This window comes from Arenibacter certesii DSM 19833, from assembly GCF_000429545.1.
GTDB classification, from domain to species: domain Bacteria; phylum Bacteroidota; class Bacteroidia; order Flavobacteriales; family Flavobacteriaceae; genus Arenibacter; species Arenibacter certesii.
This window is the reverse complement of record NZ_KE386914.1, coordinates 305131-329502: the sequence shown is the minus strand read 5'-3', so window position 1 is coordinate 329502 and position 24372 is coordinate 305131. Positions and strand designations below refer to the sequence as shown.

The following is a 24372-nucleotide window of genomic DNA, read 5'->3' as shown; positions in this document are numbered from 1 at the left end:
TTAAAAACGTTTACTATATCCCACACTAAGGGAAATTTGGTTTCCTTTTGTTTCTGGTGCATATTCCTGATTTTCCAATGAAGCCTGAAAACTAATCACATGGGTATCCCAGAGAAGCTTTCTATACCCCAATGCCATATTTATTGACTTAAGTTTATAGATATTTTCTGGATCAAAGGCTAGGCTGTTTACATTATCATCTGGGGACACCCCAGTACCAATTTTAAAACTGAGGTAATCATCTGCTCCCCCAAAATAATATCTGGTAGTTAAAGAGTAGGAGTGGGAGATAGAATTGATTGATGGAGTGAGGTAGGTTCGTAAATTAAACCAATAACTCTTATAGTATTTACCTACTCCTAAGGTATAGATCCAAGTATTTCCAGTAAAGGCTAAAAAGCGAAAACCTGCGTCTGCCTCAAAGGAAGAAGGAAGGTTGGCATATAAAGAAAAGCCTGCACGGTACCGTGGAAAGATACCTTTGTTTTCGGAAATTCCACCACTGACATAAGCATAAAAAAGATTTGATATTCTTGGATATGCATCAACTTCAAACTGTGCACCGTTGGTTGTAAATCTATTCGCATGATTAAAACGGGCAATCACAGAGCCTAATTTTGTTTGTCTGCTATAGTTTACGCTAGCTAAATGCCATGGATCATCAAATCGTTTGTCAAAATAAATAAAATCGTAGGTTAGTCCAATACTATTTTTTGCTGCAGAATTATTAATGCTTCCTAATAAACTTCTCGCTTCTGTGAGTTCAGGATTATTTCTTAGCAACTGATCTATAACAGTTCTAGATTCGTCATACCGTTTTAAATCCTTTAGAACCTTAGCCTTTAACAATCCAAGTTTTTCTGAATTAGGATTTTGGCTTAAACCTGAATTAAGAAAACTTAAGCTTTTTTGGGAGTCGGAATTCCAATATTCAAGGTTGGCATAAGCTAGTGATGCTTCTTCGTGTCCTGCTTCTTTTTGTAGCACTTCCTCAAAAACCATTCTAGCTTTTGGAAGGCTATCGGTATAGGTATACAAACGGCCTAGAAATACACTTACTTCCAAATAATTTGGACTTTTATCCAATGCTTTTTTAAGCAAGAAAATTGCTTTTTTATAGTTGTCTTCATCAAAGGCAGCCGTTCTTGCATTGGTATAGAGTTCGTCTGTTGATAGTTCTGTTTGTGCAGAAAGCGGAACAAACTTAAATGCTAAGAGAAATAACAAAAGAAGTTGAGCTTTATATTTAGCCATAATCAATAGATAATAATTATTTAGGTTTTGTTTTTGAGGGGTTAGACAAACCTGTTCTTGTCATCTTTCCCCAGGAGGTTTTCCCCAATATTAGATCTATATTTCCTTTCACCGCAGCCCACATTACAAAAGGGTGATATAATAGAGGCTCTAGAAAAGCGGTGCGAAGCAAACGTACCATGTACTTGGGCTTTTTATATTGTTGAAAAGAAAATTCTTCAAAAAATAAGGCTGTTATGGAAAATAAAATAGAGAAGGTATAGACAACCCCAAAAAATATTAGAAATACGTGCAGGTTTAATTGGCCGAAAAGAAACATTAAAATTAAAAATATGATTCCAGCAAATTCTATTAGGGGTGCAAACCATTCAAAAAACATCCAATAGGGGGTGCTAAGCATTCCTAAAACACCGTATTTGGGGTTAAATAACAATCCCTTATGCAAGCCTAAGGTTTCTATTGTACCCCGTGTCCAACGGTTTCTTTGCCTGTATAGGACCTTCCAGCTTTGGGGTACTTCCGTCCAACATAATGGGTCGGGGACAAAGCTTACTGTGTAAGGTATCTTCTTATCTCGCATTAAGCGTCGCATACGCACAAGTAGTTCCATGTCTTCGCCTACGGTATTAGGGTTATAACCGCCAGATTCTATGACTGTTTTTTTATCGAACATACCAAATGCTCCAGAAATTAGTAGTAAGCCATCTACACGGGACCACGCCATTCTACCCATTAAAAAAGCTCGAAAATATTCTAGTATTTGCGCGCGGGCAAGAAAGGTGTCTGGTAATCTAACTTCTATAATCCTGCCGTCTTCTATAATACAGGAATTGGCAACACGGATAATCCCTCCAGAGGCTATTACTTTTTTATCGTTGTTTAAAAATGGTTTAACTAGTTTTAGCAGCGCATCCCTTTCTAAAATACAATCTACATCTATACAGCAAATGATATCATGACTACAGCAATTAACCCCAGTATTTAATGCATCTGCTTTACCACCATTTTCTTTATCAATTACTTTTAAATTTTTATAGGACTGTTGCTTTGAGGAATATATCCCTCGAACATTTTTAGTGTGGATATGAGGAAAATAAAGTACATCATCTAAATAAAGGTCAAAGGTGCTGATTAAACTTTGCAGAGTGTTATCGGAACTCCCATCATTAATGATTACAATTTCAAAAGAAGGATAGTCAAGGGTAAGCAATGACCTTACGTTTTCAATGACGTTTGCTTCCTCGTTGTAAGCGGGGGCCAGAACAGAAATTTTAGGTAAATGGGAAGATTGCAATAAAGGAACTTCATCTCTAAAATTATATTTACGTTTATAATCCCGTAATTCTAAAAAGGAAAATAAAGCCAAAAAAATATAGCCTGAAATGATGATTAAACCATAGGTTAAAAACAGCAAACTTGCTATATCTATAAATTCGAAAAGGTTAAAATTCAAAAGTGATTAAGTTTTTTTATGTGGATGTTGGCGAAAATATGATTTTTTGTTCCCGAGTTTACTGGTCTAAAAATGATCTAAATTTGCTTATGTTTTTATAAAGTGATATTTCTAAATTCATCTATTTTTTCTGCTGATATTCGTGGGTTAAAATGTCGCGCTATTTTCAGATATTCAACTTTAAGGACCGTATCCTCCTGTTGAATATATGGAGCTAAACATTTCAGGTCTTCTACATGGCCAATTCTTCCTATAGTTTTAAAGATTTCTTGTTTAATTTGTATGCTTTCCCTAGAGAATTTTTTAATTAAAGTGGGTATCATTTCAGGAGCTTCCATTTTCCGTAAGGAAATTATAGCCTGTAGTCGAATTTCGTGTTCTTTATGATTTAAAAACTCTAACAGGATAGGGGTATGTTCATATTGGTTATAATCAGCAATCATTTTCATACTGAAAACTCTCACACTAATTAATTCATGATTGATCCAATTCGAAAAATCAGGTGTTTCCCCTTCATAACTCTTAAGACCATTTTCAATATGAATTTGTTCCCAAAGCGTTAATGGGGTAGTAACCTTGTCTAGAAATCCCAATGGGTTGTCAGTAGACCTATGAAGAAAGTAAAAAAAAGCCTGTTGTCTTACGTCTTTATTTTTAGCATTAATTAATGAGTCGACTAAGGAACTTGGGAGGTTTAGGGCTAATTGATAAGCAACGTTTAGTGCTCTAGCCTTTCTAAACCAAGCCTTGTTTGTTAAGTCTTGGATAAGAAAGTCGTATAAGCCATAACCATAAAATATTTCTTTTATGACGGCCGAAGATTCACCCTTTAAATTTTCCGCAAAAACTAATATTTGTTTTGTTGCTACTTGTTTATCCAGCGTAGTTTTAAGATGCTTATTTTTAAAATTGACCATTTCATTAGATTTATCAAAGTCATCATTGAACAAATAGTTGTTGATAAAATCGATTAGTAAAATATCCAATTTATCTTTTCTGTGATTGCTAATGTTTTTATGGACCCGTAAATAAAGAATAAGGCTTATTACCGAAATTGCGAGAATAAAAAATACCAAGGACAATACCAGATTAATTTCCAAAACGGAAGGTAAATCCGTAATGGATAATGATATGTTCATAAAAAAGATACAGGTAGGGCCTATTGGCATGTTTTATTTATCGGTTAGTTGTTTTTTTAAGTGAGCCAATACTTCTTTTGACCCGCAAAGCCAATTCATTTGGACTAAAAGGTTTGGTTATAAAATCATCAACGCCCATAGTAAAGGCATTGGTAATAATATCTTCTTGGGTAGATGTAGAAAGCACAATAATGGGGATATTGGGGTGATTTATCTTGATATGTTCTATCAGTTGATCACCAGAGACAAAAGGCAACATTAAATCGGTTAAAATTAAATCAAAACTGTTCGTTTCTAATTGTTCCATAGCCCTTCTTCCGTCTATTGCTGTAGCAACATCATAGCCTTCTTTTAAAAGCTTAAACTCAAGTGACTTAACCACCATTGGGTTGTCTTCTATGACCAATATTTTTTTCTTCATTTTATATCTTTTCTATTGGAGAATCTAAAGTTATTTGGTTTTGAATTAGTTCGTACTCTAATTTGAGTTCTTGCACTAAAACGGATAACTCATTATCAATTTTACAATGCTCAAGAGCTTGACACAGTTCCTTTCCCTTATGATTTAGAAGCATGTGAAATGAGGGTTTTATACTATGGGCAATTTTTCTTACTTCTCCAAATTGCTGTTGATCGATAGCAGCTTGAAGCGCAGTTATTCTTTCTGAAACGGAATCCTTAAACAGTTCAAGTGATTCTGAAATGAACTCCTTATTTCCATCAGATAAATCTATTAAATAGTCAAGAGAATAGGCTTTGGACAATTCCTCAATTTCATCTGGTGTTTTTAGATTATCTAAAAAACTTTGTATTTCCACAAGGGTTTTATCCGAATAAGGTTTTCTTAAATAGCCCTGTAATTTCTTATTCGATGTTTTGGTATCGGCATCTAATACAATTAGTGTTGGATGGTCTTTTTTAAGCTCGCTGCGCATGTAATCCATGGTTTGCCAGCCGTTTAACGGAACAGCGAATTCTTCTAAAATGAGCAATTTGGGATTGCCGTTTTCCATGACCCACTGAATAGCGCCCATGCTGTCACTAAAATCCAGAACTTCAAACGAACTGTTGGTTAAAATTTTCTTTAAAATTCCGCGTTCGTCGTCTTGACGTTCTACTAATAAGATTTTTTTATTATACACTTGGTATTAGGGAGTTTAGTTTAAATTCTATGAGGTGGATCTTAGCTTAGGTCCAGAGATTGCTTTTCCGAATCTATTAAATAGTTAAGTATAATTTGTTTAATCGTTTCTAAAACTACAGGTTTGGTAACGTAATCGTCCATGCCATTTTCAAGGCATCGTTGGCGTTCTCCGGACACTGTTCTTGCCGTTAATGCAACAATAGGAACCCTGTTTTCATCATTTTTTATTTTTCTTATTTGCCTAGATGCTTCATAACCACTTAAAATCGGCATCTGAATATCCATTAAAATTAAGTCGATCTCATTAGTCATAAAAGCTTCAATAGCTTCTTCTCCATTATCTACTTCTATCAGCTCTATCTTGGGAAGCAGCTTTTTAAGAATGGTTCGAATTAAATGCTTGTTAATCACATTATCCTCCGCTACCATAATCTTAAAATTATTGTCGGAGATAATTATTTGCCCATTGTTAGATGGGGCTATTGAATTTTGAATCTCCTGATTTTGAACTTGTGAAATAAGGTTAAAAAGCACATTCATTTGTATGGGTTTTACCACATTGAACTGTACCTGATATTCGGCACACTCCTGCCTAACCTTAATATCATCCCCAGAACTGTGCAATAAGATAATGGGTAGCTCGTCTTCTGAAATTTTCAATACGGTTCGTATATGTTTTATAAGATCTAGCCCATTTAGATATGGCATATGGTAATCTATAATGGCCAAATCAAATTTTTCACCTTTTTGTAAGGTGTTTATAGTTTCAATTCCATTGGACAATAGGGTAGAGTTAATTTTTTCCACGGCTAACATGTCGTTCAGTATAGTACGGTTGTTAGAATTGTCGTCTACCACTAAAACTTCCGTAACGCTGCGGGTACCAATGGTCTTATTCGGATTTTGTTCCAACTCCGTTTTAAAAGCTACATCAAAATAAAATACACTTCCCACATCTGGAGTGCTTTTTACTCGGAGTTTGCTATCCATAAGATGCAGTAAGCGGTTGCTAATAGTTAGGCCAAGGCCAGAACCACCAAATTTACGGGTAGTTGACGCGTCTTCTTGGTCAAACGCATGGAAAATTTTATCCATGTTTTGAGGGGCAATCCCAATTCCAGTATCGCGTATGGAAAAGTGATATAACATTTGATCCCCTTCTATATTTGTGGTATTTGCCTTTACTTTTAATTCTACTTCTCCTTGATGTGTAAATTTCACGGCATTCCCAAGAAGGTTTACAATAATTTGCTTTAAACGAACGGTATCGGCGTAAATAAAACGTTTTATTTTAGGTGAAATATTAATTAGTACTTCTAGGTCCTTATCATGTGCTTGATGTTTAATAAGATCTATTGCCTCACCACAAAGCTGCACTATGTCCGTTTTTTCTATATTTAATTCCAGCTTATCAGCCTCAATTTTGGAGAAATCCAATACGTCGTTGATTAGGTCTAACAATGATATAGCAGAAATATGAACAGTCTTCATATAATTTAGTTGACTGTCTGATAGCGTTGATTTCATTAAAAGATCTGTAAAACCAATTACCCCATTTAATGGTGTTCTAATTTCATGACTCATATTTGCTAGAAAATCTGATTTCGATTTACTAGCCATTTCTGCAGTTTCTTTAGCTGTTATAAGCGACTCTTCCATTGCTTTTAGATCAGAAATATCGGTCCCGATTCCTAAATAACCAGTAGTGTTGCCGGTGTTATCTTGGATAGGGGTGACTATAAGCTGAACTGGAAACGTAGTTCCATCTTTTCTGACATAGCTCCATTCTTTAGGCTCAATAATACCATGTTCTACATCTATGCTGAAGGCAGCCTCTGGAGCTATAGGATACCCATATTTCTCAGAAAGTTCTTTAACACGGTCGAGGATCTCTTCCTCTAGATGAAAAATGGCCGCATTGGATTTTCCAACTACTTCATCGGCAGAATACCCTAAAAGATTTTCGGCACCTTTGTTAAATTTCCTAATGGAGAGGTTAAGGTCGGTCTCTATAATCGATATCTGGGTAGTAGCATTCATTAAGGCCTTTAGTTCGTTTAGACTTCGCTCTAAGGCCTTCTGATTCAATATATTTTCGGTCATATCTACAACCTCCCCAATAAGAGAAATAACGTTTTCTTCTTCATCATAAATACCGGCAACATGAAAATGACAGTGTACAATATCCCCATTCTTATGAATGTATCTTTTTTCTACACTATATTTTTCAATGTCCCCCTTAATGAGTTTTTTAATTAAGTGACGATCGTTGGTTAGGTCCTCGGGGTGTATAATATCCCTAAACCTCAGCTTAGTGAATTCCTCCTTAGAATACCCTATCATTTCTGCAAGCTTGTTATTGAACATTACCCACTTCCGATCTAGTCCTATTACGCCCATCCCATTTGGAGAATTATCAAAAGCCTTTATAAACTTGTCCGCGTTCTCCTTAGCCAATCGCTGTAACTCCTTTTGCTCTGTAATTTCTTCTATTTGGGATATAATAAGGTCTTGATGATGGTTGGCTCCAGGAATTAAGGAGCTGATTAGGTTGCACCAAATAATCTTACCAGAAGTATGAATGCATTTTACCTCTATTTTATAACTGGTGAGTTCACCACTTATAAGTTTATTGCGAAAATCAGTGACCGTAGCTAGATTATCGGGATGTATAACGTCTTTAAATGTAAGCTGTAATATTTCCTCCTTAGTCTGGTTTTCAAACCCAAGGATCTGTATACTGGCCGGATTAATATCAACAACTTTATTGTCTTTATTGACCAAAAGAATCCCAATGGTGGAACTTTCAAAAATTTTCTCAAACTGTTCCCTAGCTTCCTTTAATTCAATTTCCCGTTTCTTTTTTTTATCTATATCTTGGAATGCTCCATATACCCGTATACACTTTCCATCTTTGAATTCTGGTTTCCCAAATGCGCGGACCCAAATATCCTTCCCTTTTGCAGTGATTAATTTACATTCTAAATCAAACTGGGTGCCTTTGTTAATACAATCATTAAACGAGTTAACTATAATATCCCTACTCCATCCTTCTTTGTAGAAGTTGATAGCTTCCTCGAATTCGGGCACGTAATCATTATCTACTTCATGAATGTCTTGGGTTACCTTTGTCCAAAGTATTTTGTAATTCAATAAATCAATTTCCCAACCACCAATTTGTGCAATTTCATTTGTTTCCTCATAAACATCGATAAGTTTATTTAGGCTATTTGTTGTTTCTTCAAACCCATTTTTTAGTGTATTAAACCGCAACAAATAAAATAGATTGTTTTCCTTGTCTTTTATGGGATAAGCTTCTACAGAAAAATCCCTTCGCTTGCCCGAGGCATCCTTTATCGAAAGAGTAGTAGAGGAGTTTTCAGAATTTTCCTTGCTTAAGGCTGTTATATATTCCTGAAGGTTTTCACTGGGGAATGGATTCAGTTTTTCATTTAAAAATGACCCAAAGTATTCAGATTCTGCTAGGCTATACTCTAAGCTCTTCCAAAAAGATTGACTCACCCAAAAATGGTCGTTTCTATTCGCTTTAAAAAACCATAATCCATCAATTGGTTTTTCCGTTGTCCAACTAAAAAGGGTGGGATTATATTGAATTAGGTTAGTTAACTGTTTCTTTAAAATAGAGGGGTTAGACATAGAATAGAAGTTGGGCTACTGCAGCAAAAATACATAATTCTTTCTGTTTGTCGGATAAATAGTACTTTAAACCTAAAAGAATTACTTCTATAAAAACGTTGATAAAATGAAATTTATTGTAAGAAATAAGGAAATTAAATTTAAGGGTCTTAGTTTGTAATCCTCAGTTAGTCAACTGATTTAGAAAAAAATGGCAATAAGAACGGCCTTAAATAGCATGAGATTAGTCTATTTAAAATGTATCCTTTTCAGGTTTACTTATGTAGGTGCGGTGTGCAGGATTTTTCATCAACACGTTTTCCTGCTTCTTTTGCTGGGTTGTAGTTAGGTAGGAATTACTATCGCTGCAGCGCCTAAAAACCTTCCTATGGAGCGGATTAGATTCTAAAGGCGGTGCAGTATAGTTAGGTATGCTTTTTATTTAAGATCAGATATTTTAAGTTGTTTCTGATCCCAATATTCGTCTTTTCTAAAATCGTAGGTAGTAGGTTTATAATTTCCTACCAAAGTAACATCTGCTTTTGCGGGTACGGGTAGATCCATAGACCAGAACACACCATTTACCAAGAGTCGGCGTGTGCCTTCAATCAATAGGTCGTTCGCCGCTCCAATTGTAGATGTAAACACCTTTCCTTTTTTACCGTTTGGCAGCTGATAACTTTTTGTCCAGGCCACAGGCATCATTGGATTGTTAAGATCGGTTCCTTTGTCATTTGTTTTTGCCACGTCATCATCCGTAGGTTTCATCCCATAAAAAATATCTTTCTCATCAAATGCTCCCGCACGGTTTACTACCTGCCCTAATATAATTGGCTGGGAATCTCCAGGAAGTGGCAATCGCACTCCGTATACATCGGTAGGGCCCCAAATATCCCCATCCTCTATTCCGTTAGTAATAGGGTGTCCATCAGCTCCATCTGCAATTATACCTCTTGTACTTTGATGCTTGTGATGTCCGTGATGGTTTATCCAATTTTCTCCTAGTATAAATCGGCCAAAACCGTCTTTCCATTCTGTTTTTTCACCATTATAGTAATTGCCGTAATGTTTAAAATTAGAATTGGATTCAGGCTTAAAATTAAAGGCGTGGGTGGCCGTACGGAGACCCATTACCGGCTTCCCAGTCTTTAAATAGTTGTCTATATGTTGCATTTGTTCGTCTGGTAACGCACGGAACCTAGTAAAAATGACCATCATGTCTGCTGATTCCAATGCTTCCAAACCTGGAATATTTTGCCCGTAATTGGCATTTATTACTCCTGGATTTTCTGGATTTTGAGCATATAAAACAGTCGACTTAAACCCGTGATGGGTACTTAGAATCTTTGCCATTTGTGTTAGTGCCTCCTCAGATCGGTACTCTTCATCACCAGATATAAAAACAATGTGCTTTGCATTTTTGTTCTTTCCATTAAATGTTAACCATTGTATAGGCTCCTCTGTTGCCAATTTGTTTTTTTCCTGTTTAGCTTTTATCCCGCCGCAGGAGACAATTAGGGTAGTAAGTAATAGGTATAAATAATTTTTCATGATCTTTTTTAAATAGTGTGAGTATCAAATGAGTATCAAACTAGGATATAAGCTTTCATTAAGGGAAAGGACGCAATTGGTTGCGAATATTTGCCTAAGGTTTCATCCCTTGTTTTATCAAGGTAAAGCCTTTGGTATAGATTTCTTCTGATGGGGAATAATCCCTCCAAACGTTAATGGCGTTCGCAAATTCGGGAATAACCGTGCTAAAAGCTTCAATGGTAAGCCAACCATCATACCCTACTTCTTTTAAAGTGCTAAAAACCTCTTCCCAATGAACCTGTCCACTACCAGGTGTTCCACGATCATTTTCGCTAATATGAACGTGCTTTAGAAATGGTGCAATGGTTTTTATGGCATTTGCCTGACTTTTCTCCTCTATATGCGCGTGGTGACTATCGTACATGGCGCCTAAATTTGGATGATTTACTTGTTCGGCCAAGGTCCTTAAATCGGCCATGGTATTATACAAATAGCATTCAAACCTGTTTAAGGCTTCAGGGGCAAGTACAATCCCTGCAGAGCCAGCATATTCTGCTGCTTTTTGAAGCATTTCTACACTCCATTTTCTTTCCGATGAAGTAGGAGGTTGTCTGGTAAAATGAGCAAAACTAGAATGAAAGGGGCCACATATAACTTCTACGTTTGATGCCGCGCCCATGTCTATAGACCATTTTAATTTTTCCAATCCAGCTTCTCTTGTTTTGGCATCCGGACTTGCTATATTCTCATCAGGTGCTAAACTTGCAACCGCAGTAACACCTAGTTCCTGCGACTTAAGGAAGGTTCCGAGCTTAGAATAATGGCTTTCATCGCCTTCACCAAGGAATAACTCTATACCATCATAACCGGTAGCCTTTATTTTTTCCACAATGGGAAAGTACTGCTCTGTAACATGGTTGGTCCAAAGCAACATATTCATTCCAATTTTCATAAATTATAGTTTTAAAACCAATTTCGCCTAAATGATATATATTATCAGGAAGTATTAAACGGCGAAAAAAATTTATTGGTATGGATTATATATTTTAAATAATACCCCGAGGTCTGTGCCTCGGGGATAACTTATTTTAAAATTGTTAGGTTTTATAGTTCAGTTACGGGTTGCCCACTTGCTGCTTCCGCTGGCGAAGTCTGATTGCGCTTTCTCATCCAGAACCATAATATGGTGAATAGTACAATCAAGATCGCGGGAAACGAAACCATTGTACTCAAAGTAGCTTGACCGGCTACCAACTCCAATTCATCCCCAGTAAGCCCTGCCGCTGCAGCTTCAGCTTTATCAGCATCGATCCAGCGTCCTATAATCGGTTGAAAAATTGAGGTTGAGAACATTCCTACCGCACCAATAATGGACATTCCCAAAGCACCACTTTTCGGAATCTTATCAGCCACAAAACCAATCATATTTGGCCAAAAATAGGCAACTCCCAAAGCGAAGAATATGGCAGCTACATATGCCATTGCCCCTGTTTGAGTGCTAAATAAGAAAATACCTATTGTAGCGATAACAGCAGACCCTAATAGAACCCCTGTCTGGTCAAACTGCTTCACTACACTTCCACCAAAATATCTAGCAACTGCCATTAACCCTGTTACCAAGGCCAAAATAAGCATAGGGTTGGCACCACTCTTTTCTAAGATAAGGCTCGACCATTGCTGGGGACCAAATTCAGAGATTGCAGTCAATGCCATACAGCAAATCATAAAAATAAATAGCGGGGATAACATCGCTTTTAAGTTACCGCTAAGGGTAGCAGCTTCCTCTACTTTAGCTTCAGGCCATTTTTGACCAAGGAAAATAAAACCGTATATTAAGGTAGGAATAAGGATAACCCAAATCTGACTCTCCCAACTCATACCTCCGCCTAATAAACTTCCACCAATATTAAATCCGTCAGACATAAAGGTAGAGATAACACTACCTATAGCAATCCCACCAGGGAACCACATATGGAATCGGTTCATCATTTTACTCATCCTAACACCTTGGTAGGCATCCGCAATCATAGGGTTACAAGCAGCTTCAGTACAACCGTTACCTAAACCAATGAGTAAAGTAGATACTAAAAGGCCGGTATAACTGCCAGAATAAATCGTCATTATTATACCTATTGTATGTGCGAAAAATGCAAATTGCATAATGGCTTTTCCTCCCACTTTATGGTAAATTAACCCTCCAATAACCATAGAAATAGGGAAACCTAAAAACCACATGGAGTTAATGAAGCCCAATTGTTCTCCACTTAAGCTTAGTTCCTCACCAAGCTGTGGTAAAATTCCAGCTCTAATACTAAAGGAGAATGCTGTTGTAATTAAGGCGAGGCAGCTACCCAAAAATAGTCTGTTCGCATTAGGGTGTAAAATAGATGTTGTTTTTTCCATCGAGTTAATAGTTTATATTGATTGTTTGGTTAATTGATAAGATTCTATAAGATTAAACACTTTTTTATAATTTTCCTATCCTATTGACAAGGATAGGCATTTTTTTAATTCGCTTCGTAAAATACCAAAATTGATGGTTTGTACTTGCTATTTCGGATTTACCTCAACAAATCTAAACTTTAAAGAATTTGCATGCTTCCTATTTCTTGTTAAAGAACAATACTATTTTGTCTTTGACCTGATCGTTTATTGATATTTAAGACATATAAGAACTATTTATTGGGGAAAGTACGATTTACTAAAATATATTGCTCCTTAATAAGTTACACCTAAATAATAACATACCTTAATTAGGATATGCTGGTTTTAATATTTAAAAAGAGCTTTCTAAACTCATGCGGACTCATTTTTACAATGGATTTAAATTGTCGGTTAAAATTGGATAGGGCATTAAAACCACATTCGTAACTAATTTGGGAAATATTAAAATTGTCTTCCAATAATAATTTTCTGGCGTGACCTATACGTATTTCGTTTACAAAACGGGTAAAAGTTTTATTGGCGCGGGGCTTAAAATACCTACAGAATGAGGTAGGGGTCATGTTTAGCAAACTGGCAATCTCCTCCAAAGAGATTTTCGTTTTAAAATTGTCCATTACATAATCGTAAACTATTTGCATTTTTTCCGCATCGTCCCCCTTAAATACATTTACATAACCCGGACTTGCTAAAAGGTTATATTCTTCAGAATTTGCAAGTATATCTAATATTTCTAACAACTTCATGATTCTAGAAAAGCCCCGTTCCTCTGCTATTTCCGGCATTAATTGGTTAACCTTCTGTCTGGTTTCTCCATAGAATTCCATGCCCCTCACCGAATTTTCTACTAATTTATTGATATTATAAAACTCTTCCTTTTCTAAAAGGGACTCGCTTAGTAATTCATTATCAAAATAAATAACTAGACCTCGGGTAGTAAGATCACTATCTTTTTCAAAATAGGCATCGTCACTACGCCATAAATGTGGAAGGTTAGGGCCTGTAATTACTAGATCGCCTTTTTCAAATGACTGTACATGGTCGCCTACAAAGCGGGTGCCCTTCCCTTCAGCAATAATTGAAATTTGAAATTCTGGATGAAAATGCCAATTGGGGTTGAAATAAGGGCCAACCAAATCCTTAAAAATAAAGGTTTGCTTATTGGTAAGTGTTTTTTCAATATTCGGGTTACTCATAAATTCTCTCATTTTATTTGAAAGCCTCTAATATAAGACAGAAAAGTATCAATATTTAGTAAAATACAGGAAATATATAGTAATAATGTATTCTAGATTTGTAGGAGTCGATTGATGTGCTCATATTTAATTGATATATTTAGACTTATTTATCAGGTAATTTTTAATTGCCTATATCGTGAGTTGCATCTTAATCCTGTAAACCTGGTTAGCTTTTTCCACCAAAGGAATACAGCTAACACCAATTTATAAAAAATCAAAAATTATGCAAGAAAACAACTTTCCTAAGCTTCATAACGCCTCCTGGCCAGGCGTAGTGGGAAAAGGACCAGATTCTGAACCACCAGTTTCGTTGGACACCCTTATTGACCTTACAGCCAATGCGGAGGTAGATGGGGTAAAATTTGACGGATTCGATCTCTTTGTTTCCGATCCTCATATGGATATAGATTCTACCGATGACGGTATTAAGAGGATGGCGGATAAGGCAAGTGCAAAAAACCTTGAAATCGGTAGCCTAGTAGCCCCAGTTTGGGCAGGAACTGGCGGAGGTTCTGCAATGGGTACCAAAGCAGAGCGGGACCAGTTTGTGACCCAAGTGAAAAAAGCTTGTATTATTGGTAAAAAGCTTCGGGACATTGGGGTTAGGCCTCATGGGATTATTCGTATAGATTCTTCTGTAGATCCTGCTAGTTGGGCAGCCGATCCGGTAGCCAACACCAAACTAATTGCCCAAACATTTAGGGAAGCCTGTGACGTAGCAGCAGATTATGGTGAATCTTTAGCTGCCGAAGGAGAAATATGTTGGGGAGGGATGCACGGATGGAAAACAATGATAAATACATTGGAAGAAGTAGATAGACCCAATATTGGATTTCAAGCCGATATGGCCCATACTTTATTATACCTATTAGGTTACAATAAACCCGATGAGCGAATTTTGCCTGAAGACTTTAAATGGGAAGATAGGGAGACGCTTAAAGAGGGATTAAAAACCTTGACGGCTGCCCTTAGGCCATGGACTATAGATTTCCATGTTGCCCAGAATGATGGAACCGTGTTTGGTGCGGGTTCACACGATAAAACAGGTCGACACTGTTTGGCGTCAGATCCCAATGGTAAATTAGATATTGCAGAGGATGCGGGATTCTGGTTACGTGATGAAAATGGAATACTAACCAAAAAATTCAAGCATATTTGTTGGGATGGTTGTATGTTCCCTAATGAGGTGATGATGCAACCAAAAACTTGGAACGATATCCTAGCAGCAATGATTAAGGTGCGAAAACAACACGGTTGGTACGAAGCCGAATAGTAGGACGCCCTATTACAAGGAATAAGTACTTAAATAATTTTCATTAAAAAATAAAAGCAAATTAGAATGTCAGATAAAAATATAATCAGAATAGGAATGGTAGGTTATGGGTTTATGGGACGTACCCATTCCAATGCCTACAATAGATTGGCTAACTTCTTTCCAGATTTAAAATTCCGACCCGTATTGAAGGCGGTCTGCGCACGTAACAAAGAAAGGGTGCAGGCCTTTGCGGATCAATGGGGATACGAATCTATAGAAACTGATTGGAGAAAATTAATCGCAAGGGACGATATTGACGCTATAGATATCTGTACGCCTAATAATATGCATGCAGAGATCGCGATTGCAGCGGCAGAAGCAGGGAAGATGGTGCTATGTGAAAAGCCTTTGGCCAGAACCGTAGCAGAGGCTCAGCCTATGGTAGATGCCGTGGAGAAAGCAGGAGTGAAAAATACAGTGTGGTACAACTATCGTAGAGTGCCTGCGGTTACTCTTGCAAAAAATCTTATAGATGCGGGGAAATTGGGTAGAATATTCCATTATCGAGCAAACTTTTTGCAAGATTGGACTATAAGTCCAGATGTGCCCCAAGGAGGGGAAAGTACTTGGCGCTTGGATAATGACGCTGCAGGATCTGGGGTGACAGGAGATTTATTGGCACACTGTATAGATACGGCCATGTGGCTTAATGGGGGAATTAAGGATGTGTCTGCAGTAACAGAAACATTTGTAAAAGAACGTGTTCATACCGGAACGGGGGAAGTACAAAAGGTGGGTATAGACGACGCCTGTATCTTTCATTGCCATTTTGATAATGGATCTTTAGGGGTATTCGAATCTACGCGTTACGCCCGCGGACATAAAGCAGCAAAAACTTTTGAGATAAACGGAGAACATGCCTCTATAAGATGGGATCTACACGATTTAAACAGATTGGAGTATTTTGATCATAGGGATGAATCTATGGAAAGAGGATGGCGATCGATACACGTTACGGATGGCGATCATCCTTATATGGACAAATGGTGGGTACCTGGATTAAGTGTGGGGTATGAGCACACCTTTATACATCAAGCAGCGGATTTCTTTAAAAGTTTAGAGGACGATTCAGTTTGTTCCCCTACCTTTAAAGAAGCTCAGGAAACACAAAAAGTTTGCGAGGCCGTATTGGACTCAGCAAAAGACAGACAGTGGAAAGATACTGGAGTTAATTGGTAATGGTTTAAAGGGGTATTCAATGAATACCCTAATCTTTTATCGATTGTAATAAACAAGGAAAAATGAGTGAAAAAATAAAAGGCTTTTGTCTTCACGGAAGGGAAAAGATAATGCCCAATTCGGATGGATTGGTTACCAGGAACACCTCAGTAGTAGAAATGGACATCCCTAGATTGAAAGAAGGAGAGATTCTGGCAAAGACCTTATTTACCGGAATTTGTGGTTCGGACAATAGCGCCGCTTTGGGGAAAGCCAATTTTGATTGGGTAGAGCGTCCAAGGGTCATCGGGCACGAATTTAGTGCACAGGTGCTAGAATTGGGTCCAGGAGACCACGGAGATTTAAAAGTAGGAGACATTTTCACCCCACTGGCCATGTTGGGCTGTCAAGATGAAGAGTGTCCCGCTTGTAGCGTATCTAAATGGAACCTATGTCCGTCCAAAGAGATTATAGGCTTCCATAGAAACGGTGGATTTGGTCAACGAGTAGTATTGGAGTCGGATCGCGCTGTAGTATTAATGGACGGATTAAGGCCAGAGCAAGGCGCCTTAATAGAGCCCCTATCTGTAGTGGTAAATGCCCTATATAATAAATGTGCTATCAAACCTGGTGACGATGTAGTGGTAACGGGCTGTGGTATTATCGGACTAATGTCTGCTGAGGTGGCTCGTGCTGCTGGGGCAAGGGTTGCCATCACCGGAATTGCCCATGATAGGGATACCCGATTAAAAAAAGCAAGGGAAAGAGGGTTTATTACCATTGAGGTATCCCCAGAAAATACCTTAACTGCCCAATTGCAAGAAGGAATTACAGATTTAAACGGATTGGCGTTTGGTAAAAAAGGCAAAGTAGATCTACTGATAGAATGCTCGGGCGTTCCCCAAGTTCTGTCTGAAACCATTAGTGTTGTACGTCCCGAAGGGGATATCTGTGTTATAGCGACCTATGGTAAGGAAGTAGAAATTAATGCCACCCACCTTACTAGGACCTCCCTAAATATGAGAGGATCTATGGGTTCTTGCAGAGCAGATTATATGGTGGCCCAAAAACTGATGCTAACTGGTGCATTTCCAACGGAACACTACACGGATTTCTATGATTTTAAGGACATCACACAAGCATTTGAAGACTCTATAAAAGCCACCAATGTAAAGGCGGTCGTGAAAATGAACTGATAACAGAAGAAAATAATGCATACAATATTTATAACAGGTGGTACAGGCTGTATAGGATCTGCGACGATTTTTAAATTATTGGAATCCGAAGAGGTTTCCAAAATAATTGTAGCTACACGCGCTAACAATACGGATTCTTTAAAATTGTGGTTAGGGGAGGATTTGGACCCAAGGTTGGAATTTGAAACTTTAGATGTAGCCGATTATAAGGCTATGGAAGAGGTCCTATTACGGATAAATCCCACTCATATTATTCACTTGGGAGCATATCAAAGTCCTGATTGCTCTAAGTACCATATCAGAGGTATGGAAATTAATACTGGAGGTACTATGGCCCTATTTGATGTAGCAGAAAAACTACGCAATTTAAAGCGATTTGTATTTGCCAGTTCCGCAGCTGTTTATGGAATGCGTGCTATGTATCCAAATCCGGGTATTACAGAGGATGCACAATTGGCACCTCCTAACCATTACGGAATTTGGAAACTTGCTGGAGAGCATTTGGCTAGATTATTTCATGACAATACCAAAATTCCTACGGTTTGTCTAAGGATCAATACCACCTATGGGAAGGGAAGGGACAAAGGAAAGACCTCTGCGCCTACAAATGCACTTAAGGCTATTGCCATGGGAGCGGTAAAAGGAGAAGTGATGCCTTTTGAAATGCCCTATCAGGGACGTGAAAATTACCATTTTGTAGAAGATGTGGGAACTCATTTTGCGACATGTGCACTTGCTGATTATACTGGTTTTGGAGCTTTTAATATCAAAGGCGAAACTATAGCTATAGAAGATTTTTTGGAAATTGTTGAACAAGAAGCAAAAGGGATGGGCATAGGAGAATATGCACAACTATCTATAGCTGAGGGAGCAGAGCCCAACCTCTTTGTTTCTGATCTTAGTCACGAAAAAATTGACCGTACTTTTAATGGGTTGCCTTTAACTCCAATAGGAGAAGGGGTTCGGAAATCCCTAAAGGAATTTATGGAAATGGCAGAAAAGGGAATATTAAACTATTCGGAACAAGGCTCATGAAAACCATAAAAATAGGATTGCTGGGGGCAGGGGATATAGCCAATTTACATGCTGAGGCAATTAATTCTCTTCCAGGGGCAGAATTGGTCGGTCTATGGAACAGGACACCAGAAAAAGGGGTTATAAAAGCGGAGAAATATGGGTGTAAGACCTATAAATCGGTGGATGCACTCCTCCAAGATCCAGAAATAGATGCGGTTTTTATACTCACCAATATGGAAACCCATTGTGATTATACCATTAGGGCCGCCAAAGCAGGTAAGCATATTTTAGTAGAAAAACCAGCAGCCTCTACTATTGCTGAGCTGGAAAAAATGAAAAAGGCCGTAGAAGAAGCCGGGGTGAAATGTATGCCTGTGCACAACTATATTTACGAAGACGGAATCCAAAGGACCAAAAAAATGATCCAAGAGGGAAGATTGGGAGAGATTACCCAGTTTTATATGATGTATAATATTCATCATGCAGACGATATCCGTGCAAGATACCCTGGGGTTATCCGCCAGATATTAACTCACCATAGCTATACGATGTTATACTTGGCAGGAATGCCAAAAACAATCTCTTGTTTAAAACACACGGTAGATCCAAGTCTTGCCCCACAGGAAAATGTGGCTATGGCAAATATCCAAATGCAGAACGGAAGCCTGAGCCATTTATCGGCTAGTTTTGCCAATGACGATCATGCTGGAGATCCTTGGACCTGCATTATAAAAGTAATTGGAACCAAGGGAAGTACACGTTACAGTTATAGGGATTGGGTAGTAAATTCTCGTAACGGAGCCCATTCACAAACTTATGAATGCTATCCAGAATCCATAAAAAATACGACGACACATTTTGTGGATAAGGTATTACGAATTAATGAGGAACCGCTTTCTAGTTTAGATGATGCGATTAGTTGTCAGAAAATCATTGAAGCTTGTGAGAAATCTGTGGATAAGGGAATCCACGTCAATTTCGGATAAAAACTATTTTAAATAAACAACCAGACTTATGAAGTTAAATAAAAAGTGGATCCTAGGGAGAATTAGCCTAGCGTTCTTAATAGCAATTATAGCGTATAGCTGTGGGGATAAGGATAGGGGAGAAGGCATACCTCTACAGAAAGAATCACGAATAGTGCTTATAGGTAATAACCTAAGTTCTAGGATGATGAATTTTGGACATTTTGAAACGGAGATGCAATTGAGATATCCGGATAGTCTATTGGTTATCAGAAATATGGCCGATGGTGGTAATACTCCTGGATTTAGGCCTCATTCTTCTCGAAATTCGCCTTGGGCCTTTCCAGGAGCTGAAGTTTTTCAAACCGAATTAGCGCAGCCTTCTGGAAGTATTGGGCATTTCGATACCGAGGACGAGTGGCTAACCCGACTAAAAGCGGATATTGTTCTTGCGTTTTTTGGATATAACGAATCTTTTGAGGGAAAAGAAGGTTTAGAAAATTTTAAAGAGGAACTCAATGCTTTTATTCAGCATACTTTAAAACAAAAATACAACGGGACAGAGGCGCCAAAATTAGCGTTAATATCGCCTATTGCCTTTGAAGACCTATCCTCAGAAAGAGATTTACCTAACGGGGTTAAAGAGAATGAAAACCTTTCTATGTATACCGATGCGATGAGGGAGGTTGCTGCTAATAATGGCGTTCTTTTTCTTGATGCTTTCTCACCTACCCAGAAATGGTACGGTTCCGAGAAGGAGAATTTAACGGCAGATGGTTTTCAGTTGAACGATTTAGGATATCAAAAGTTCGCCAAATTATTGGCAGATGGCCTATTTGGTAAGGAAAAAGCTATTGCTGAAGAAAACAGAAGCGTAGTACATGATGCCGTAATGGAAAAAAATTGGTTTTGGCACAATGACATTAAAATTCCAAATGGGGTGCATGCCTATGGAAGACGATATGATCCCTTTGGACCAGACAATTATCCTTTTGAAGTTGAAAAAATTAGGCAGATGACCGCCATACGGGATACCGCTATTTGGAAGGTTGCTAAAGGCGAAACCATGGATTTGGCTGCTGCGGATGCTAAAACACCAGAGCTTCCAGAGGTGGAGACAAATTACCGACCTAGTAATAAAAATGGGGATCCAAAGTACTTGTATGGGCAGGAAGCCGTTGATGAAATAACGGTGCCGGAAGGTTATAAATTAGAGCTATTTGCTTCTGAAGAAGAATTTGAGGACCTGGCCAATCCGGTACAAATGACTTTTGATAATAAAGGACGCTTATGGGTAGGTGTTATGCCCAGCTATCCCCACTATAAACCTGGAGATAGTAAACCAAATGACAAACTACTAATTTTAGAAGATACAAATAATGATGGGAAAGCAGATAAACAAACCGTTTTTGCAGATGGTCTGCATCTAACGATAGGGTTTGCATTTGCACCAGAAGGGGTGTATGTTTCTCAAGGCACTAATTTAGTACTGTTAAAAGATACTAACGGTGATGATAAGGCCGATGTAAAGGAAATAATACTAAGTGGTTTTGATGATCATGATACGCACCACGCAATTAGTGCTTTTGCTACGGATCCTTCAGGAGCTATTTATATGGGTGAAGGTGTATTTCTACACACTAATGTAGAAACTGCCTATGGTCCTGTGAGAGGTACTAATGGCGGATTCTATAGGTACAGTCCGCAGAGGAATCACCTGGAGCGAACTGCTCAGCTCTCCATTCCTAATCCATGGGGAATTGCGTTTGATGAGTGGGGACAGAATTTCTTTGCCCATACTTCAGGTCCTGATATGACTTGGATGATGCCAGGATCTATAAAATCGCGCTACGGAGTAGCAAGCCCATTACCTAAAAATTTAATAGAGGATTCACATAGAGTTCGACCCACTTCGGGACTGGAGTTTATATCCAGCAGGCATTTTCCAGAAGAGGCGCAGGGTGATATCATTATAAATAATACTATTGGATTTTTAGGAACAAAACAGCATTCTATGAAGGACGATCCAGATTCTGCGGGTTACCTAAGCAAACATGTCCTAGATTTGGTGAAATCTACCGATCCTAATTTCCGTCCAGTCGATATGGAGTTTGCACCAGATGGATCTTTATATTTTCTGGATTGGCACAATGTGTTGATCGGACATATGCAGCACAATGCAAGGGATCCGCTTAGAGATCACGTACACGGAAGGGTATATAGAATTACCTATCCATCTAGACCACTGGTTAAACCTGCTAAAATTACGGATGCTAGCATAGTGGAGCTTTTGGACAATCTGAAGTTGCCCGAATTTCGCACTAGGGAAAGAACAAGATTGGAGTTAAGAGGAAGAGATGCTGATGAGGTTCTGAGCAAACTGAAGGAATGGACAAATAACTTGGATAAAAATGATCCCAGATATGAGCACCATCTTTTAGAGGGGCTATGGGTAAGTTGGGGATTAAATAAGATAAATGAAGATCTCTTGACGCAAGTCCTAACATCGAAGGACTTTAGAGCCCGTGCCGCAGCCGTAAGAGTAGCAAGATATGGCGGACATCAATTAGCAAATCAAGGCGAAATCTTAATGAAAGCTGCACAAGATGAGCATCCTAGGGTCCGGTTAGAAGCATTGGTGGCTGCATCTTGGTTAGATAAGGAAATAGGACTGCCCATTGTGGAAGAAGCTGGAAAGAAGCCATTGGATAGTTGGATGCAAAAACCTTATGAAGCAGCAATTGCACATTTAAACGGACATAAACTGGGAGAAGATCCCGAAGCTAATAAAGTTAATACCAAACTAACAGGCAAAAATCGGGAAGCTTTTATTAAAGGAGCAGAAATCTATGCTAGAGAAGGATTTTGTGTTACTTGTCATCAACCGAATGGGAAAGGACTGGAGAGTTCTGGGTTTCCACCACTTGCAGGATCACGTTGGGTAACAGGCAGTGAAGACCGTTTGATAAAAATAACGCTAAGTGGTATGATGGGTCCTATTGAGGTATTAGGGAAAAAATATCCTGGGCAGGTGCCTATGACCCCATTTGGTGGTATGCTAAACGATGAAGAAATGGCTGCCGTTCTTACTTATGTTCGGAATGCATTTGGAAATAAGGCGTCAGTTATAGATCCTAATAAGGTGAAACAGATCCGTGAAGCAACTAAGGATAAAAAAGGATTTTATTCCTCTGAAGAATTACTAAAAGCACATCCCATGGAAGAATAAAAATAATTTTAAATCATCCTTTTGAACGTACATAAATTGCATAGCACACATGTAAAAAATAGATTACAGATTTGCTGAGATGTAACGTGAAAAAGGATGACTAAATTCAAAAATCGCAAATAAACCCATTTTTTAGGGAAGATTGGTGCTAAGTTTGTGTTAAAAGACTATAAATATTAGGATTAATATGGAATAAGAGATATAATGCCCGATTATAACATTAAATTTTTTTATGTTGATACAATAAAGCGAATTTAATGTGCAAATAATAATGTTGAACTATTAAAAATAGATATTATTTATGACTAGATCTAGAGGTAGATTGGGGAGACCGGCTACAAGACCGACAGAATTAAAAGATGGTTATTATATCGAAGTTCGTAACAAGAACCAAAAATCGGGAGGAATAAAAATCAGAAGGGATACAGAAGAACAAATGATGTATGCCTACGAAGAGTATAAAAAAAGTAAAGATGTAACCGTTTTAGGAGAAATGAAAAACGGAAAAGTCGTTAATGTGGCTGTATAAGCCATTACTTTATAGTTTTAGTTTAAACCCTGTTCTATTTTGGACAGGGTTTTTCTATTTTCTCACTTTTAGTTTTCTTAATAAGTCTATTTTAGGAAAACCCTTTTAAAATAGGTTTAAAAAATAACCCAGTCTTGAACAAGACTGGGCCGATTTATAGAAAAATGGAAAGTGTGTTTAATTACTATGCGTAACCTATAAAGATTCTAATGATAAATGGAACAGTAATGTTGGTTTATCATAAACACTGGGCTCAGTATGAATTCCTAGTGCCACATTCATTGTGGTCTCAGTAATATCCTTAAGGATTACCAATACCTTACTATCCTTGAAACCTAAATACTCACCAAGGATAAGCTGCGTTTTGTTGGTGAAATTGACGGGACCCGCTGCACCATCAACAGTAAAATCACCTTTCATAATTTCCCAAGTAGCATCAGTGGCCGGCGTATAGAGGGCGTGTGCCAAAGGCACATTATTAACATCATAAGAAACGCCCGTTATTTGCTCAGCATGAAAAATACTAGCATATACGAGCCCCATTAAACTCTGTCCGTCTACATTATCTACTACATACCTACCATCATGGTAAAAGGTAAAGGTGTCCTCATAGGATGCACCTAATCCCACAAGATCTAATAAATTCTCTTGAGAGGGAAGTAAAAGCCCCAATTCATTATCTACCATTCCTGCTCCTTCTTTTCCAGAGGTATATGCCTTTTTTAATCGCCAGGACTTGCCTTCCGTTCTCGCTTGTCCACCGGTCAATAAAATTTCGGTTGATGGAAGGATGGTCACCTCTTTGGTTTCAGAAAAGCTTCCATTCTCACCCGTTACGGTAAGTACTACCTTAAAAGTCCCTATATCAGAATAGGCATAAACGGGGTCTTCTTCGGTACTAGTTGTTCCATCTCCAAAGTCCCAGTGAAAAGTTTGGGCGTTCTCAACAGTTCCGTTAAAAGTAACTTGGGTACCTTCTACCATAAATTGAAAATCTGCCAAAGGAGTTGCAGGGGAATCGTCGCTGCAACTAATTAGGAAGAAGGGAAGCACAGCCAGACTAATTAATTTGATGAGTTTCATATATTTATATTTTTTATTAATCAAGGTTTTATAAACCTTAT

At 38.0% G+C, this 24372-nt stretch carries 18 protein-coding genes; 7 read left to right on the top strand and 11 right to left on the bottom strand.

All coding sequences use genetic code 11. From position 1 onward, the window contains the following. The 10 genes from G466_RS0120205 to G466_RS0120160 form a co-directional block, all read right to left on the bottom strand. Positions 1-1254, bottom strand: a complete 1254-nt coding sequence (locus G466_RS0120205; RefSeq protein ID WP_026815237.1) for a YaiO family outer membrane beta-barrel protein — start codon at positions 1252-1254, stop codon at positions 1-3. Between the two features lie 16 nt (positions 1255-1270). Next, positions 1271-2707 carry a glycosyltransferase family 2 protein gene (locus tag G466_RS0120200; protein WP_051315810.1) on the bottom strand — a complete coding sequence of 479 codons (1437 nt, stop codon included), beginning with the start codon at positions 2705-2707 and terminating at the stop codon, positions 1271-1273. 95 nt (positions 2708-2802) lie between these two features. Then, complete coding sequence (locus tag G466_RS0120195; RefSeq protein ID WP_169720780.1) at positions 2803-3846, bottom strand: HEAT repeat domain-containing protein; 1044 nt, start codon at positions 3844-3846, stop codon at positions 2803-2805. Positions 3847-3883: 37 nt separating this feature from the next. Further along, positions 3884-4267 (bottom strand): response regulator transcription factor, encoded by a 384-nt coding sequence (locus G466_RS0120190; RefSeq protein ID WP_026815234.1) that lies wholly within the window; start codon positions 4265-4267, stop codon positions 3884-3886. 1 nt (position 4268) lies between these two features. Continuing rightward, positions 4269-4988 carry a response regulator gene (locus G466_RS23390; RefSeq protein ID WP_051315809.1) on the bottom strand — a complete coding sequence of 240 codons (720 nt, stop codon included), beginning with the start codon at positions 4986-4988 and terminating at the stop codon, positions 4269-4271. Positions 4989-5029: 41 nt separating this feature from the next. After that, entirely contained in the window at positions 5030-8647 is a 3618-nt protein-coding gene (locus G466_RS22890; protein ID WP_051315808.1) for a PAS domain-containing hybrid sensor histidine kinase/response regulator, read from the bottom strand. A 417-nt stretch (positions 8648-9064) separates the two neighbouring features. Beyond that, positions 9065-10177, bottom strand: coding sequence for a ThuA domain-containing protein (locus tag G466_RS0120175; protein WP_026815233.1), 1113 nt, complete (start codon positions 10175-10177; stop codon positions 9065-9067). Between the two features lie 94 nt (positions 10178-10271). Then, positions 10272-11111, bottom strand: a complete 840-nt coding sequence (locus tag G466_RS0120170) for a sugar phosphate isomerase/epimerase family protein (protein ID WP_026815232.1) — start codon at positions 11109-11111, stop codon at positions 10272-10274. A 152-nt stretch (positions 11112-11263) separates the two neighbouring features. Beyond that, complete coding sequence (locus tag G466_RS22885) at positions 11264-12562, bottom strand: MFS transporter (RefSeq protein ID WP_034236268.1); 1299 nt, start codon at positions 12560-12562, stop codon at positions 11264-11266. Positions 12563-12912: 350 nt separating this feature from the next. Continuing rightward, positions 12913-13797, bottom strand: a complete 885-nt coding sequence (locus G466_RS0120160) for an AraC family transcriptional regulator (RefSeq protein ID WP_026815231.1) — start codon at positions 13795-13797, stop codon at positions 12913-12915. A 265-nt stretch (positions 13798-14062) separates the two neighbouring features. Here G466_RS0120160 and G466_RS0120155 point away from each other — a divergent pair, with 265 nt between their 5' ends. The 7 genes from G466_RS0120155 (at position 14063) to G466_RS0120125 (ending at position 23248) form a co-directional block, all read left to right on the top strand. Then, positions 14063-15112 (top strand): sugar phosphate isomerase/epimerase family protein, encoded by a 1050-nt coding sequence (locus tag G466_RS0120155; RefSeq protein WP_026815230.1) that lies wholly within the window; start codon positions 14063-14065, stop codon positions 15110-15112. A 66-nt stretch (positions 15113-15178) separates the two neighbouring features. Continuing rightward, positions 15179-16333, top strand: a complete 1155-nt coding sequence (locus G466_RS0120150) for a Gfo/Idh/MocA family protein (protein ID WP_026815229.1) — start codon at positions 15179-15181, stop codon at positions 16331-16333. 62 nt (positions 16334-16395) lie between these two features. Beyond that, positions 16396-17508, top strand: a complete 1113-nt coding sequence (locus G466_RS0120145; protein WP_026815228.1) for a zinc-dependent alcohol dehydrogenase — start codon at positions 16396-16398, stop codon at positions 17506-17508. A gap of 15 nt (positions 17509-17523) precedes the next feature. Beyond that, positions 17524-18543: an NAD-dependent epimerase/dehydratase family protein gene (locus G466_RS0120140; protein ID WP_026815227.1), complete on the top strand. Its 1020-nt coding sequence runs from the start codon at positions 17524-17526 to the stop codon at positions 18541-18543. After that, the gene (locus tag G466_RS0120135) at positions 18540-19511 is read left to right on the top strand and encodes a Gfo/Idh/MocA family protein (RefSeq protein WP_026815226.1); all 972 of its coding nucleotides are present in this window, start codon (positions 18540-18542) and stop codon (positions 19509-19511) included. The genes G466_RS0120140 and G466_RS0120135 overlap by 4 nt, the downstream gene beginning before the upstream one ends. A 28-nt stretch (positions 19512-19539) precedes the next feature. Continuing rightward, positions 19540-22719, top strand: a complete 3180-nt coding sequence (locus G466_RS0120130) for a PVC-type heme-binding CxxCH protein (protein ID WP_026815225.1) — start codon at positions 19540-19542, stop codon at positions 22717-22719. A gap of 301 nt (positions 22720-23020) precedes the next feature. After that, complete coding sequence (locus tag G466_RS0120125) at positions 23021-23248, top strand: hypothetical protein (RefSeq protein WP_308427449.1); 228 nt, start codon at positions 23021-23023, stop codon at positions 23246-23248. Positions 23249-23443: 195 nt separating this feature from the next. Here G466_RS0120125 and G466_RS0120120 read toward each other — a convergent pair whose 3' ends face one another. Next, on the bottom strand, positions 23444-24331 hold the full coding sequence (locus tag G466_RS0120120; protein ID WP_026815224.1) for a PKD domain-containing protein: 888 nt from the start codon (positions 24329-24331) through the stop codon (positions 23444-23446). Positions 24332-24372 lie beyond the last annotated feature (41 nt).

Coding starts and splice junctions, on each gene's coding strand:
- G466_RS0120205 (WP_026815237.1), bottom strand. CDS start 1,254: ATGGCTAAATATAAAGCTCAACTTCTTTTGTTATTTCTCTTAGCATTT.
- G466_RS0120195 (WP_169720780.1), bottom strand. CDS start 3,846: ATGAACATATCATTATCCATTACGGATTTACCTTCCGTTTTGGAAATT.
- G466_RS0120190 (WP_026815234.1), bottom strand. CDS start 4,267: ATGAAGAAAAAAATATTGGTCATAGAAGACAACCCAATGGTGGTTAAG.
- G466_RS22890 (WP_051315808.1), bottom strand. CDS start 8,647: ATGTCTAACCCCTCTATTTTAAAGAAACAGTTAACTAACCTAATTCAA.
- G466_RS0120175 (WP_026815233.1), bottom strand. CDS start 10,177: ATGAAAAATTATTTATACCTATTACTTACTACCCTAATTGTCTCCTGC.
- G466_RS0120170 (WP_026815232.1), bottom strand. CDS start 11,111: ATGAAAATTGGAATGAATATGTTGCTTTGGACCAACCATGTTACAGAG.
- G466_RS22885 (WP_034236268.1), bottom strand. CDS start 12,562: ATGGAAAAAACAACATCTATTTTACACCCTAATGCGAACAGACTATTT.
- G466_RS0120160 (WP_026815231.1), bottom strand. CDS start 13,797: ATGAGTAACCCGAATATTGAAAAAACACTTACCAATAAGCAAACCTTT.
- G466_RS0120155 (WP_026815230.1), top strand. CDS start 14,063: ATGCAAGAAAACAACTTTCCTAAGCTTCATAACGCCTCCTGGCCAGGC.
- G466_RS0120150 (WP_026815229.1), top strand. CDS start 15,179: ATGTCAGATAAAAATATAATCAGAATAGGAATGGTAGGTTATGGGTTT.
- G466_RS0120145 (WP_026815228.1), top strand. CDS start 16,396: ATGAGTGAAAAAATAAAAGGCTTTTGTCTTCACGGAAGGGAAAAGATA.
- G466_RS0120140 (WP_026815227.1), top strand. CDS start 17,524: ATGCATACAATATTTATAACAGGTGGTACAGGCTGTATAGGATCTGCG.
- G466_RS0120135 (WP_026815226.1), top strand. CDS start 18,540: ATGAAAACCATAAAAATAGGATTGCTGGGGGCAGGGGATATAGCCAAT.
- G466_RS0120130 (WP_026815225.1), top strand. CDS start 19,540: ATGAAGTTAAATAAAAAGTGGATCCTAGGGAGAATTAGCCTAGCGTTC.
- G466_RS0120125 (WP_308427449.1), top strand. CDS start 23,021: ATGACTAGATCTAGAGGTAGATTGGGGAGACCGGCTACAAGACCGACA.
- G466_RS0120120 (WP_026815224.1), bottom strand. CDS start 24,331: ATGAAACTCATCAAATTAATTAGTCTGGCTGTGCTTCCCTTCTTCCTA.